Here is a 14,353-nt window from a genome sequence, read left to right on the forward strand (position 1 = left end):
TCATTCCACGGCCACCGTGTCCAGCAGCGCGCGCGCCAGCGTTTCGCGTCCTGCGCCCTTGCCGGGGATCAGTCGATGCGCGGCGACCGGCACGAACAGCGCCTGCAGGTCTTCCGGAATCACGTAGTGTCGACCTTCCAGCAGCGCCCAGGCACGTGCGCCGGCGAGTAGCGCCAATCCTGCGCGCGGCGACAGGCCGACGCGGATGTCATCGTGCTGGCGGCTGGCGGCGAGCAGGCGCTGCAGATAGTCGAGCAGCGCCGGACTGGCGGTGACCTGATGCGCGCGCTGCCGCAGCGCCATGATGTCGGCGGCGTCGAGGCGCGGCTGCAGACGTGCCAGCACGTCGCGCCGGTCTTCGCCGGCGAGCAGGTCGCGCTCGGCGCGCGCATCGGGGTAGTCCAGGCTCAGCCGCAGCATGAAACGGTCCAGTTGCGAATCGGGCAGCGGAAACGTGCCGGCCAGATCCAGCGGGTTCTGTGTCGCCACCACGTAGAAGGGCTGCTTCAGCGTGTGCGTGCGGCCGTCGATGGTGACCTGGCCCTCGGCCATCGCTTCGAGCAACGCGCTCTGAGTCTTCGGCGTGGCGCGGTTGATCTCGTCGGCCAGCAGTAGCTGGGTGAAGATCGGGCCGGCATGGAAGCGGAAGGCGTCCGTCTCGCGTTCGTAGACGCTGACGCCGATAATGTCGGACGGAAGCAGATCGCTGGTGAACTGGATGCGCTGGAAAGCAAGATCGAAGGTGGCGGCGACGGCGTGCGCGAGGGTGGTCTTGCCCACGCCCGGCACGTCTTCGATCAGCAGGTGGCCGCCGGCGAGGATGGCCGCCACGGCCATGCGGACCTGCTGTGGCTTGCCCAGCAGGACATGGTTGATCTGGTCGAGCGCGGCGTGCAGCGCGGCGTTGAGATCGGTGCGGGGCTGGGGAGCGGTGGCATCCATCATGGGAATCCGGCTGGCGCAGCGTTCGGAAGGAGCGGCTCTTGCGCGATGAAGGCAGTGTAACGAGCGGCGGCACGCGCTGGCGAGCCGCGTTCCTGATCGCGTTCACGCTTCTGCAGACGCTGAAGTGCGTGGTGGCCGCGCGGGTGGCGCCGTTCGTGGACGAGGCGTTCTACTGGCAGGAAAGCCGCCATCTGGCTTGGGGCTACAGCGATCTTCCGCCGTTGACGGCGTGGTTGATTCGCGCCGGCGAGACGTTGGCCGGTCACGGACTGCTCGGCATGCGCTGGCCGTTCCTGTTGCTGGGCGCGACGTTGCCGTGGATGGTCGTGCTGCTGGCGCGCCGCCTGTTCGACGCGCGTATCGGCTGGCAGGCCGGTCTGTGGTGCCTGGTGTTGCCGCTGGCCGGTTCGATGGGCGTGCTGGCCTTGCCCGACGTACCGCTGACCGCGGCGATCCTGTTGGCGTGCCTGGCGCTGCAGGCGGCGCTGTCCCGCGACCGATGGCGCGATTGGCTGCTGCTCGGCGCGGCGCTGGCCCTGGCGTGGATGACGCACTACCGCGCGGCGATGGCGATGCTGGCCGGACTGGCGTTCATGCTGATTACCTCGCGCGGGCGGGCGCAATGGCGCCGTCCGGGGCTGTGGCTCGCGCTCGGCGTGGCGGCGCTGGGGTTGATCCCGCTGATCCTGTCCAACCTGCATCAGGATGGCGCCGGGCTGGAGTTCCAACTGGTGCAGCGCAACCCGTGGCATTTTCATGCCGATGCGCTGGTGCAGCCGATCGAACAGGCGCTGGTATGTACGCCGCTGCTGTATCTGCTGCTGTTGTGGGCCTGGTGGAAGAGCGTGCGTCGCGCGCGGTCCGGTGCGTGCGACTGGGATCTGATCGCGGTCGTCGCCGGCACCTTCCTCGTGGCGTACTTCGTGTTCGGGCTGTTTGCCGACGACACCCGTTTCCGCGTGCACTGGCCGCTGCCGGGCTACCTGCCGCTGCTGGCCGTTCTGCCGGCTCTGCTGGCGGGCATAAGAGGTTGGAGGCGCGTCTATGTACATGCCGCGGCGTGGCTGGCTGCGGTCTTGCAGGGTGCACTATTGACCTGGTTGATGTTGGCGAGTTTTCCTGGCGGCGTGGCCTGGCTGCATGGCGTGAAGGCTTTTCCCGCGAACTTCGTGGGCTGGGACCGCAGCGCGGCGGCGGTGAAGCGCTTGCTGCCAACGATGCCGCCGGATACGGTGCTGGTCGCGGACAACTTCAAGCTGGCGTCGGAACTCGATTTTCAGCTCGATGGCGTGCGTCCGATCTACGTGCTGGACAGTCCGCTGAACGTCAAGCACGGGCGCAGTCCGCAGATCCGCATCTGGCAGCTCGACGAGGCTTCCTTGCGGCACCGCTTCGCGGGCGCGCCGATGCTGCTGGCGTTGGAGGAGAGTGCGTTGTCCCCGCGCAACCAGCCGCGCGTTCTGGGTCAGATGTGCCGCCGCATCCTTGCGCCCAGGTTGCTTGAAGCGTTCCACATGGATGGCGGGCGCAAGCGCTTCGCGTTCTACCTGGGCACGGTGCCGGCGCAGCTCGGTCCGGTGCGACCGCGCGATGACTGCACCATCTGGCGACACGCCTACCGCATCCGCGAGGCGACGCGCGATGCGAAGCAGCCGTAACGCATCGGGAGGCTGCTCAGGGCAGCGGTACGCCGCACTCGCGCAGGACACGCGCCAGAGCGATCAGGGGCAGGCCAATCAGCGCGGTGGGATCGACGCTGTCGATGCGCTCGAACAGGCTGATGCCCAGGCCTTCGCACTTGAAGCTGCCGGCGCAGTCCAGTGGCTGCTCGCGCTTGACGTAGCGCGCGATGGTATCGGCATCGAGCGTGCGGAAATGCACGTCGGTGCGGTCCAGAAATGCATGCTCGATCGCTGCGCCGCCTCGTGTGTCGATCACGCACACGGCGGTGTGGAAATGCACGCAGCGGCCGCTGCTGGCGGCCAGTTGCGCGCGTGCGGTGGCTGCGTCGCCGGGCTTGTCGAGGATGGCGCCGTCGAGGTCGGCGACCTGGTCGGAACCGATCACCAGCGCTTCGCGCGTTTTCGCGGCGACTGCACGCGCTTTCTCGGTAGCCAGACGGGCGGCGCGGTCGGCAGGCGCTTCGCCGGCACGCTGCGTTTCGGTCACGCCCGGGGCGACGCAACCGATCTCGTCCAGCAGGCGTCGCAGCAGCTGCGCACGGTAGCGTGAGGTGGAGGCCAGTACGATGCGAGGCGGGGCAGTCATGGCTTGTCGCGTTCGATGCGGTCGCGCACGGCCTGATCCAGGTCGCGCTGGGCGCGACCGAGGGCGGCCAGCTGCGGCTCCATCCGGCTCCGTGCCTGCACCAGCGCATGCACGGCTTCGTCGAGCTGCTTCTGGCTGGCCGTTTCGGCGTGATCGCGGATCCACAAGCGATGCTGCAGCAGCGAACGCAGGCCGGAATCCACGGCTTCGCGCGCTTCGTTGGCATCGGGGCTGGGCGTGTTCGGCGATACCGACATCACCGCATGCGCCTGATGCAGCCGGCGGCGGCATTCCTTGAGGTCGTTTTCCAGCTCGTCGGCGTGCTGCAGAAGCGCTTCCAGCGAGCGCGTGCGCCGACGGTCGCGCAGGAATTGCCGGCCGGAGTAGGCCAGTCCGAGTACGATGATCAGCAGCAGAAGAACGCTGAGACTCAGCGCGGTCAGGTTCAAGTGCATTCCCCCGGGCGTGCGGACTTCAGTGTGGTGCACGGCGCCACAGCCTGCAAGCGCCGCAGGGCCATGCTTTGCGGGGTTTGACTGGGGGGCGGAACAGACCTAGAATTGCGCGGATATGTCCGTGTCCTTGCCAGCATTTGTCGACGCGTGGCGCATGGTCGAGGAACGACGCATCTTCGAGGGTGCGCTTCTGATCGCCGGTTTCAAGCGCCTGCAGAGCCTGCTGGCCGACGAGGCGGGCGAGGCGCGCTACAAGCTCGAATTCGTGCGCAACGAGTTGGGCGCGGCTTCCTTGCTGGTCGAGGTGTCGGCGTCGCTGACGCTGATCTGCCAGCGCACGCTGGAGCCGTTCGTGCAACCGGTCGACGTCAAGGCGCGACTGGGGCTGATCGCCCACGAGCGTGAGGAAGCGGCGTTGGCGCCCGAGTACGAACCGTTGCTGGTCGACGCGGACGGCCGTATCGATCCGGCCGCGGTGATCGAAGACGAACTGGTGTTGGCGGTGCCTCTGGTGCCGGTTTCACCGACAAGCGAATGGCCCGAGGAGGGCCGCGGCGCCGGCCCGATGATCGAGCCGGAAGCCGAGAGCAGAGAAAACCCGTTCGCGGTCTTGCGCGAACTGAAGAAACACTGATTTTTCCGGAGAAGCACCATGGCAGTTCAGAAGAGCCGCAGAACCCCTTCCACCCGCGGCATGCGCCGTGCGCACGACGCGCTGAAGCCCGTGCAGCTGTCCACCGACCCGACCAGCGGCGAAGTGCACCGTCGTCACCACGTGACGAAGGACGGCTACTACCGTGGCCGCAAGGTGATCGACCGCGCCGATCAGATCGCCGACGAAGAGTAAGCTTCGTTCGGGATCGGCAAAGTTTGTGCAGGGCGGCGCGGAAACGCGCCGCTTTGCGTTTGGCGTCAGGTCCGCATTGCCCGCAAGGTGCGTTAAAGTGCAGGGTCTGAACACGGAGCGGCTTCCGCTCCACCGCTGGCATGGGGGATAAGACCCTGAAGTACGCACGCATCATCGCTACCGGCAGCGCGCTCCCCGAGCGCGTCGTGACCAACGCCGATCTGGAGAAGCTGGTCGAAACCAGCGACGAGTGGATCCGCACCCGCACCGGCATCCGCGAACGTCGCGTGTCGAACGCCGAGGAAACCACCGGCGAGCTGGGCTACCGGGCCGCGCTGCAGGCGCTCGAACGCGCCGGCGTCAAGGCTTCCGATCTGGATCTGATCGTCGTCGGCACGACCACGCCGGACATCATCTTTCCCTCCACCGCCTGCCTGATCCAGCATCGCCTGGGCGCCAACGGCTGCGCCGCGTTCGACGTCAACGCTGCCTGTTCGGGCTTCGTCTACGCCCTGGGCGTGGCCGACAAGTTCATCCGTAGCGGTCAGACCAGGAAAGCCCTGGTGATCGGCGCCGAGACGCTGACCCGCATGGTCGACTGGAACGAGCGCGAGACCTGCGTGCTGTTCGGCGACGGCGCCGGCGCGGTGGTGCTGGAGGCTTCCGACGAGCCCGGCATCCTCGCCACCTGCATGCATGCCGACGGCGGCTACAAGGATCTGCTGTACAACCCGGTCGGCGTGTCCGCCGGCTTCAAGGACGAACCCAACCACGGCGTGCGCATCAACATGAGTGGGCGCGAAGTGTTCAAGGTCGCGGTCAAGACCCTCGACTCGCTGGTCGGCGAGACCCTGGCGGCGGCCGGCATGCACGAGTCGGATATCGACTGGTTGATCCCGCACCAGGCCAACCTGCGCATCATCGAGGCCACGGCCAAGCGTCTGAAGATGTCGATGGATCGCGTCATCGTCACCGTCGACAAGCACGCCAACACGTCCTCCGGCTCGGTGCCGCTGGCGCTGGACGAGGCCGTGTGCTCGGGCAAGGTGCAGCGCGGTCAGAACCTGCTTCTGGAAGCCTTCGGCGGCGGTTTCACCTGGGCCTCGGCGCTGCTGCGCTACTGATCCGGGCGCACCCATCCCGTCGCATGCAACGGCCGCCGCAGGGTGGCCGTTGTTGTTTCGGTGCCGTGAAACCGTGATGTGCGGCCGATTCAAACGCCCGACTGCTGAACCCGGCGGCCAATGCTGGCATGCTTCACGGTTTGTGATCCCAGAAACGCAGAAAACACCATGACAGCGACTTCCGCATCTCTCGCCTTCGTCTTTCCCGGTCAGGGTTCGCAGTCCGTCGGCATGCTCGCCGAACTGGCCGCCGCGCATCCTGAAGTCCAGACCGCGTTCGCGGAAGCCTCTGAAGGCACCGGCGCCGATCTGTGGGCGTTGTCGCAACAGGGGCCCGAAGACGCGCTCAACCGCACCGAGAACACCCAGCCGGCGCTGTTGGCCGCGGGCGTGGCGGTATGGCGTGTGTGGAACAAGCTCGGTGGTGCGCGTCCCGCGCAGCTGGCCGGGCACAGCCTGGGCGAGTACACGGCGCTGGTGTGCGCCGGCGCGCTGTCGCTGCACGACGGCGCGGCGCTGGTCGCCGAGCGCGGTCGCCTGATGCAGAGCGCGGTGCCGGTCGGCGTTGGCGGCATGGCCGCGGTGCTGGGGGGCGACGACGCACGCATCGCCGAAATCTGCGCCGAGGTTGCCGGCGATCAGGTGGTCGCGCCGGCCAACTACAACTCGCCGGGCCAGGTGGTCATCGCCGGCCATGCCGAAGCGGTCGATCGCGCGCTGGCCAAGCTGGCCGAGGAAGGCGTGAAGAAGGCCGTGAAGCTCGCGATGTCGGTGCCTTCGCATTGCGCGCTGATGAGCGAGGCCGCCGAGCAGCTGGCCGAGCGCATGGCCAGCATCGCCTGGAGCGAGCCGACGCTGCCGGTGGTACAGAATGCCGATGCCGCCGTGCAGCCCGATCTCGACGCCATCCGCGACGCGCTGCGCCGTCAGCTGTTCATGCCGGTGCGCTGGACCGAGTGCGTGCAGGCGCTGGCCGCCGCCGGCGCGACCGCGCTGGGCGAATGCGGTCCGGGCAAGGTGCTGACCGGTCTGACCCGACGCATCGATCGCGGCCTGGACGCCCGTGCGCTGGGTGCGCCGGACACCATCGAGGCCGCGCGCGAAGCGTGGGTCTGAGCGCCTCCACTTCACCGCCATCCATCATCGAGCACAAAGGATCTCCACCATGAGCAAGCCCCTCGAAGGCGAAATCGCCCTGGTCACGGGCGCCACGCGCGGCATCGGCGCCGCGATCGCCGACACGCTGGCCGCGCAGGGCGCCACGGTGATCGGCACGGCCACCAGCGACAATGGCGCGGCGACCATCGATGCGCGTCTGCAGCCGCTCGGCGGCGCGGGCCGCGTTCTGAACGTCACCGATGGCGAGGGCATCGATGCCCTGATCGGCGAGATCGGCAAGCAATTCGGCCCGGTGTCGATCCTGGTCAACAATGCCGGCATCACCCGCGATCAGCTGCTGATGCGCATGAAGGACGAGGAATGGAACGACATCCTCGCCACCAATCTGACTTCGGTCTTCCGTACCTCCAAGGCCGTCATGCGCGGCATGATGAAGGCGCGCAAGGGCCGCATCATCAACATCGGTTCGGTGGTCGGCACCACCGGCAATCCGGGGCAGACCAACTACGCGGCGGCCAAGGCCGGCATCATCGCGTTCTCCAAGTCGCTGGCGCGCGAGGTCGGTTCGCGCGGCATCACCGTCAATGTGGTGGCGCCGGGCTTCATCGACACCGACATGACGCGGGCGCTTGACGAGACGCAGCGCGCCACGCTGGAAACCCAGATCGCCCTGGGCCGTCTGGGCGCGCCGGAGGACATCGCCAACACCGTGGCCTTCCTGGCCTCGCCGGCCGCCTCGTACATCACTGGCGAGACGCTGCACGTCAACGGCGGCATGTACATGCCCTGATCGGCGCCGCGTTCGACGCGCCACGAAAAAGGCCGCGGAACTCCGCGGCCTTTTTCGTGGCTTCGATGACGCGCGCCGATCAGCGGAGCGGGTCGGAATCGAAGCTGTGCGGTTGGCCCGAACGCGGTCCGTCCTCCGTCTCCGAGTCCAGTTTGTCGCCGAGCAGGCGGCGGATGGCGACATAGAACACGGGAATCAGCAGTAGACCGAAGAACGTGGCGAACAGCATGCCGCCGATGACGCCGGTGCCGATGGCGTGACGCGCATTGGCGCCGGCGCCGGTCGAGAGCGCCAGCGGCAGCACGCCGAGGATGAACGCCAGCGAGGTCATCAGGATCGGTCGCAGACGCAGGCGGGCCGCCTCGACCACGCCGTCGCGCAGCGACTTGCCGGCCTGCTGCTGCTCGACGGCGAACTCCACGATCAGGATCGCGTTCTTCGCCGCCAGACCGATGATGGTGATGAGGCCGACCTTGAAGTACACGTCGTTGGGCAGACTGCGCGCCAGCGCCGCCACCACTGCGCCGAGCACGCCCAGCGGCACCACCAACAGTACCGACACCGGTATCGACCAGCTTTCGTACAGGGCGGCCAGGGCCAGAAACACCACGATGATCGACAGGCCGAACAGCAGCGGCGCCTGGTTGCCGGAGACGATCTCCTGATACGACTGGCCGGTCCAGTCGATGCCGAAGCCCGGAGGCAGGTCGTTGTCGACGATGTTCTGGATCGCAGCCATGGCCTGACCGGAGCTGTAGCCGGCGGCGGGATCGCCGACGATCTCGACGGCCGAATAGCCGTTGTAGCGGCTGCGCGCCGGCGGGCCGGTGAACCACTTGGCGCTGACCACGCCGGATAGCGGAATCATGCCGTCGCCGCTGGCCGGATCGCTGGCCTTGGAGCTGGGCGTGTAGAAATGCGACAGCGCATCCTCGTTCATGCGGTAGGGCGCATCGGCCTGCATGATGACGCGCTTGACGCGGCCCTCGTAGAAGAAGTCGTTGACGTACACCGGCGCCAGCATCAGCTGGATGGCGTTGTACACGTCGCTGACCGACAGCCCCATCGACTGTGCCTTGATGCGGTCGACATTGAGCTGCAGCTGCGGCGAGTCGGGCAGGGCGTTGGGGTGCACGTTGCTCAGCGCCGGATTCTGCGCGGCCTTGCCGAGCAGGATGTTGCGCGCCTGGGTCAGCGCCTCGTAGCCCTTGCCAGTGCGGTCCTGCAGATACAGATCGAAGCCGCCGAACTGACCCAGACCCTGCACGGTGGGCACATTGACCACGAAGACGTTGGCGTCGTGGATCTGCGTCGCCATTTCACCGTTGGTGCGCTGGATGAACTGCTCGGCCGTGACGTCGCGCTTGGACCAGTCCTTGAGTTTCATGAACACCATGCCGGCGTTCTCGCCCGCACCCATGAAGCTGAAACCGGAGATCTGGAACACGCCCTCCACCGCGGGATCCTTCTGCAGAATCCCGCGCATCTGGGTCATGACCTTGTTGGTGCGCTGCAGGGTCGCGCCCGGCGGCAGCTGCACGATGGCCATGGCGTAGCCCTGGTCTTCCTGCGGCAGGAAGCTGCCGGGCAGACGCGTGAACAGGAAGCCGCACAGGATCGTGAGCAGCACGAACACCACCATCCAGCGCGGCGCGTGGCCGATGGCCTTGCCGACATGATGGGTATAGGTGCGCGTGATGCGCTCGAACATCGCGTTGAACTTGCGGAACAGGATGTTCTTCGGCTTGTGATGCTCCGGCTGCAGCATCGACGCGCACAGCGCCGGCGTGAACGACAGCGCAAGGAACGCCGAGAAGCCCATCGACAGGGCGATGGTCAGCGCGAACTGGCGGTAGATCGCGCCCACGCTGCCGCCCTGCAGCGCGCTGGGAATGAATACCGCCGCCAGCACCACCGAGATCGCCACCACCGCGCCGGTGATCTGGATCATCGCCTTCTTGGTGGCTTCCTTGGGCGGCAGATTTTCCTCGGTCATGATGCGTTCGACGTTCTCGATCACCACGATCGCGTCGTCGACCACGATGCCGATGGCCAGCACCATGCCGAACAGCGTCAGCTGATTGATGGTGAAGCCGAGGATCAGCATGCCGAGGAAGGTGCCCAGCAGCGCCACCGGGATCACCAGGGTCGGAATCAGCGTGGCGCGGAAGTTCTGCAGGAACAGCAGCATCACCAGGAACACGAGGACGATCGCCTCGATCAGGGTGTGCACGACCTCGTCGATGGAGATCTTCACGAAGCTGGTCGAGTCGTAAGGCACGAACCAGTCGACGTTCTGCGGGAAGCTGCTCTGCAACTCGTTCATCTTGCCGCGGACTTCCTGCGCCACGGTCAGGGCATTGGCGCCCGGCAGCAACTGAATGGCGAACGCGCCCGTGGCCTTGCCGTTGTAGACGCTGTCGAAGCCGTAGCTTTCGGGGCCGAACTGGATGCGCGCGACGTCCTTCAGCCGCACCGTGGTGCCGTCGCTGTTGGCGCGCAGCACGATGTTGCGGAACTGATCGGGCGAGGTGAAGCGGCTCTCCGCCGACACCGTGGCGGTGTAGCCCTGGTTGGGCTCGGAGGGCGAGGAACCGATCGAGCCGGCCGCGAACTGCACGTTCTGCGCACGCACCGCATCCAGCACCTGGGTCGCGGACAGGCCGTAGCCGTGCAGCTTGTCCGGGTTCAGCCAGATGCGCATGGCGTACTGCGAACCGAACTGGCGCGTGCTGCCCACGCCGGGCAGACGCGAGATCGGGTCCAGCACGCGCGAGGCGATGACGTCATTCAGGGCGTTGCGGTCGAGCTTGTTGTCCAGCGAACGCAGCGCCACGACCATCAGGAAGCCGCTGTTGGCCTTGGCCACCACCACGCCCTGCTGCACCACCTCGGAAGGCAGGCGGGGCGTGGCCAGCGAGACCTTGTTCTGCACCTGCACCTGGGCGATGTCCGGATCGGTGCCGTCGGCGAAGGTCAGGTTGATGCTGATGCGTCCGGTCGAGCTGGACGAGGAGCTGAAATAGAGCAGGTTGTCGATGCCGGTCAGCTGCTGCTCGATGACCTGGGTGACGCTCTTCTCGACCGTTTCCGCGCTGGCGCCGGGATAGCTGGCGCTGATGGTGACCGTCGGCGGCGCGATGTCCGGGTAGGACTCCACGCCGAGGTTGGCGATGGAGATGATGCCGCCGATCGAGATCAGGATCGCGATCACCCACGCGAAGATCGGCCGTTCGATGAAGAATTTCGGCATGGCGGGTCCTTAGTGCTTGCCGGCGGTCGGCGCGTCTTTCGCGGAGTCTTTGGCGGCACTGGGCTTGGCGACCTGCGCGGGTTGCCCCGGCTGCGCGTGGGCCATGCCGGTGACGATCAGGCGCTCGCCCTTGTCCAGACCCTTGGTCACGATCCAGTGGTTCTGGTACGTGCCGGCCGTGGTCACGCGGTGCAACTCGACCTTGCCGTCCTTGCCCAGCACCAGCACGTAGGGGCCGCGGGTGTCGCGCTGCAGCGACGGTTCCGGCACCAGGTAGACGTTCTTCAGCGTGCCGAAGGTGACTTTCAGGCGTGCGTACATGCCGGGCAGCAGCGATTTCTCGGGATTCGGAATCACGCCACGCAGTTCCACCGCGCCGGTGTCGGGATCGACCGTGGTGCCGGAGAAGTCCAGCGTACCTGGCTGGCCATAGACGCTGCCGTCGGGCAGGGTCAGGCGCAGCTTGGCCTGGTTGGTGTTGAGCAGACTGGCGTTGCCCTGGGCTTGCGCCTGGCGCAGGCGGTCCAGGTCGTCCACGCTCATGGTGAAGTTCACGTACAGCGGATCGATCTGGTCGACGGTGGTCAGCAGGGTGGCGCTGCCCTGTCCGACCAGGGCGCCCTCGGTCACCTGCTGCTTGCCGGCGCGGCCGTCGATCGGCGAGCGCACGGTGGCGTAGCCGAGGTTGATCTTCGCGCTCTCCACGTTGGCCCGCGCCTGCTTCACCGCGGCGGCGGCGGTGCGCTCGGCGGCCTCGGCGTTGTCCAGGTCGGACTGCGACACGAAGCCCTTCGGCGCCAGTTCGCGTGCGCGGTTCGCGGCCACGTGATTGTTGGTGTAGTCGGCCTGGGCCGAGGCCAGCGCCGCGCGCGCCGAATCCAGCGTGGCCTGCAGCGGCGCCGGATCGATCTGGAACAGCACCTGGTCCTTGTGGACCTCGGTGCCCTCGTCGTAGTCGCGCTTCAGCAGCACGCCACTGACCCGCGCGCGCACGTCGGCGCTACGGTAGGCGGACAGCCGACCGACCAGATCGCGTATCAGCGGCACGGCCTGCGGTGCGGTGACCTCGACGCCGACTTGCGCCGGCGGCATCTGATGGGCGTTTTGCGACTTGCCGCCACACGCGGCCAGCAGCGCCGCGGCCAGCAGCGGCGCGAAGATGGAGAGGGTGCGCGAGCACGTCATGTTCATCGGAAATCCTTGGGCCGAGACACGCATCAGTAGAAAAACATCGAGGCCGAAGCGAACCGCGCCCGGTGATGGGGATGTGTTCGAGGTTGGCCCACGGCGAACGATCCGGATGAACGGAGCGTGGCGGCGGCGTTGTGGGCGCTGGTGCAGGCGGGGACAGGGTTGCGCTCGGGTATACCGGGCAGTTTAAGAATGCGTCCGAAGGGCGTCAATCCGTGTCTTTCGTCATAGTCGCGGTTTCCGCGGCCGCGGCGACCTCGATCCGGTTGCGCCCGGCGTTCTTGGCGCGATAGAGCGCCTGGTCGGCGGCATGCAGCAGCGTGCCCGGCTCGCTGCCCTGCGTGTCCTGCATGGCCACGCCGATCGAGACCGTGACGGTGCCCAGCAGCGCGCCCTGGTGACGCACCTTCATCGCGGCGACCGCTTGCCGGATGTCCTCGGCGCGCTGCAGGGCGCTGGCGTGTTCGACTTCCGGCAGGATCAACACGAATTCCTCGCCGCCGTAGCGGCAGGCGATGTCCTCGGCGCGCATGTTGTCGCGCAGCACCGCCGCGAACTGCTGCAGCAGTTCGTCGCCGGCGTCGTGACCGTGGGTGTCGTTGAAGCGCTTGAAGTGATCCATGTCCAGCATCATCACCGCCACGCTGCGTCCGTGGCGGCGGCTGCGCAGCAGTTCCCGGTTCAGCGAGACTTCCAGGTAGCGCCGGTTGAACAGCCCCGTGAGCGGATCGCGGATAGACTGGATGCGCAGCGTCTCCTGCAGCTTCAGGTTGCCCAGCATGAGGCCGAGCTGTTCGCCCAGGGTCACGGCCAGGTCATGCTCCTCGGCATGCATCTCGCCGATATGCTGGATATGCAGCACGCCCAGCGTCTCGCCCTGCGTCAGCAGCGGAATGCACAGCCATGTGACGTCGGCGTCCTCGGCCTGTTCGGGCTTCAGATGCGTGCAGCGGATCTTCACGCGCGTGTCCGTGCCCGGATAGGGCTGACCGCGGCGCAGCGCCAAGCAGTCGTCGGGCGTGAATACGGCCTCGCTGTGGATTCGCAGGCGCCCCCATTCGGCCACTTTCTCGGCCAGATTGCGCGAGGCGTTGATCAGCGCCACGACGCCGGCGGTGTCGGGCAGCATGTCTTCCAGGCTCGGCGGGAGAATGTGCAGCGCCTCGCGGATGCTGCGGCAGTTCTGCAGGGATTCGCTGAGCAGATGCAGGCGATGCATGCGGTCGGCCAGACCGCGCGACTCCTCCAGCGCTTCGGCCAGTTGCGCGTAGGCGGCGGCCAGTTCGTCGTTCGAGCGCAGGCGGATGCGCTGTTCGCGGATGACCAGAATGACCGCGCTGACCAGCAGGAAGACGCCGGACAGCAGGCAGGCCACGGTGAACCAGGTCGCCAGCGTGGCGGAGTGCAGGCGCTGGGCCTCGTGCTCGCTGAGCAGTTTCTGTTCGACCGCCTCCATGGCCGCGATGTGCGCGGCGATCGGATGCGTCGATTGTGCCGACAGCTGCGCGCGCATCGACTGACGGGCGGCGTCCGCGCCGCCCCGGTGATAGGACGACATCACGTGCCGCATGTCCGCGATCCGGGTCAGCAGCATGCTGCGCAGCTTCAAGGCGCGCGCATGCTGTTGCGGACTGTCGATGGTCATCTGCACCAGAAGCGCGCTGCTGGCATCGATGTCGGGGAGCTGGGCGAAGAAGATGTCCAACTGGTCGGTGTCGCTGGTCAGCAGGTAGCCGCGCAGCCCCGATTCGGCGCTGCGCAGCGCATGGCCGGTGCGCAGCAGTTGTTCCTGAACCTGGTAGGAGTGGCGAGTCCAGCCGTTGTATTCGCGGTAGGTGTGGGCGTTGATGGCGACGATGGAAGCCAGTCCGAGTACCAGCGCGATGGCGGCGATGGCGATCAGAACGAGACGGCGACGGAAGCGTCGGGAACGCCCATGCGCCATCAGCAGCGAGGGCAATGCTGGATCAGCCGGGGGCTGCGGAGCTATCCTTGCCATCTCGATCCGCCTCCCATGCGCTTTGGCAGGGCAGGCGGGCCCCTCATGCACAGCCTGGGTAAGCGATCTGGATCATGTCCCGTAGCCAGCGTTTTTCGCAGCCATCGGACGCGCCGTCGTTGCCGCCGCAGCCCCAGTCCCTGGGCCGTCGAACCGTAGTGGCTGTTTCCGGTGAACATGCGCTCACAGTGTCCTGTCGTTTGCGCGCGTTCCGTGCGCCGGATCGCATTGCTCCCTTCAGATCCGCATCCCTTACCTAGCTTCCTAAAGCAGAATTGACCATGAATCAAGCCAAGCACATGGAAGTTGACCGCTTCCTGGGTCAAGTCCGTGAACATGTCGAACACCTGACTGCCCGTTCC

12 protein-coding genes are annotated in these 14,353 nt (G+C 66.9%); 6 read left to right on the forward strand and 6 right to left on the reverse strand.

The window, feature by feature from the left end:
• Window positions 1-942: an AAA family ATPase gene (locus LF63_RS06345; protein ID WP_043100427.1), complete on the reverse strand. Its 942-nt coding sequence runs from the start codon at window positions 940-942 to the stop codon at window positions 1-3.
• A 41-nt stretch (window positions 943-983) separates the two neighbouring features.
• Here LF63_RS06345 and LF63_RS06350 point away from each other — a divergent pair, with 41 nt between their 5' ends.
• Window positions 984-2,603, forward strand: a complete 1,620-nt coding sequence (locus tag LF63_RS06350; protein WP_052394771.1) for a glycosyltransferase family 39 protein — start codon at window positions 984-986, stop codon at window positions 2,601-2,603.
• Window positions 2,604-2,619: 16 nt separating this feature from the next.
• Here LF63_RS06350 and LF63_RS06355 read toward each other — a convergent pair whose 3' ends face one another.
• Together LF63_RS06355 and LF63_RS06360 are read right to left on the reverse strand one after the other, a co-directional pair.
• Window positions 2,620-3,213 (reverse strand): Maf family protein, encoded by a 594-nt coding sequence (locus tag LF63_RS06355; RefSeq protein ID WP_043100429.1) that lies wholly within the window; start codon window positions 3,211-3,213, stop codon window positions 2,620-2,622.
• Complete coding sequence (locus LF63_RS06360; RefSeq protein ID WP_043100431.1) at window positions 3,210-3,668, reverse strand: hypothetical protein; 459 nt, start codon at window positions 3,666-3,668, stop codon at window positions 3,210-3,212. The genes LF63_RS06355 and LF63_RS06360 overlap by 4 nt, the downstream gene beginning before the upstream one ends.
• A gap of 115 nt (window positions 3,669-3,783) precedes the next feature.
• Between LF63_RS06360 and LF63_RS06365 the strand changes: the two genes are divergently transcribed.
• The 5 genes from LF63_RS06365 (at window position 3,784) to fabG (ending at window position 7,548) form a co-directional block, all read left to right on the forward strand.
• Complete coding sequence (locus LF63_RS06365; RefSeq protein ID WP_043100434.1) at window positions 3,784-4,302, forward strand: YceD family protein; 519 nt, start codon at window positions 3,784-3,786, stop codon at window positions 4,300-4,302.
• 18 nt (window positions 4,303-4,320) lie between these two features.
• Window positions 4,321-4,515, forward strand: a complete 195-nt coding sequence (gene rpmF / locus LF63_RS06370; protein ID WP_043100436.1) for a 50S ribosomal protein L32 — start codon at window positions 4,321-4,323, stop codon at window positions 4,513-4,515.
• A 140-nt stretch (window positions 4,516-4,655) separates the two neighbouring features.
• Entirely contained in the window at window positions 4,656-5,639 is a 984-nt protein-coding gene (locus tag LF63_RS06375; RefSeq protein WP_043100437.1) for a beta-ketoacyl-ACP synthase III, read from the forward strand.
• 168 nt (window positions 5,640-5,807) lie between these two features.
• Complete coding sequence (fabD, locus tag LF63_RS06380) at window positions 5,808-6,755, forward strand: ACP S-malonyltransferase (protein ID WP_043100439.1); 948 nt, start codon at window positions 5,808-5,810, stop codon at window positions 6,753-6,755.
• 49 nt (window positions 6,756-6,804) lie between these two features.
• Complete coding sequence (gene fabG / locus LF63_RS06385; RefSeq protein ID WP_043100441.1) at window positions 6,805-7,548, forward strand: 3-oxoacyl-ACP reductase FabG; 744 nt, start codon at window positions 6,805-6,807, stop codon at window positions 7,546-7,548.
• Window positions 7,549-7,627: 79 nt separating this feature from the next.
• Here the strand turns inward: fabG and LF63_RS06390 are convergent, their stop codons facing one another.
• The 3 genes from LF63_RS06390 to LF63_RS06400 form a co-directional block, all read right to left on the reverse strand.
• On the reverse strand, window positions 7,628-10,801 hold the full coding sequence (locus tag LF63_RS06390) for a multidrug efflux RND transporter permease subunit (protein WP_043100443.1): 3,174 nt from the start codon (window positions 10,799-10,801) through the stop codon (window positions 7,628-7,630).
• Between the two features lie 9 nt (window positions 10,802-10,810).
• Window positions 10,811-11,992, reverse strand: a complete 1,182-nt coding sequence (locus tag LF63_RS06395; RefSeq protein ID WP_052394773.1) for an efflux RND transporter periplasmic adaptor subunit — start codon at window positions 11,990-11,992, stop codon at window positions 10,811-10,813.
• A gap of 208 nt (window positions 11,993-12,200) precedes the next feature.
• On the reverse strand, window positions 12,201-13,952 hold the full coding sequence (locus LF63_RS06400) for a sensor domain-containing diguanylate cyclase (RefSeq protein WP_052394775.1): 1,752 nt from the start codon (window positions 13,950-13,952) through the stop codon (window positions 12,201-12,203).
• Window positions 13,953-14,353 lie beyond the last annotated feature (401 nt).

This window comes from Oleiagrimonas soli, from assembly GCF_000761445.1.
Lineage (GTDB): Bacteria > Pseudomonadota > Gammaproteobacteria > Xanthomonadales > Rhodanobacteraceae > Oleiagrimonas > Oleiagrimonas soli.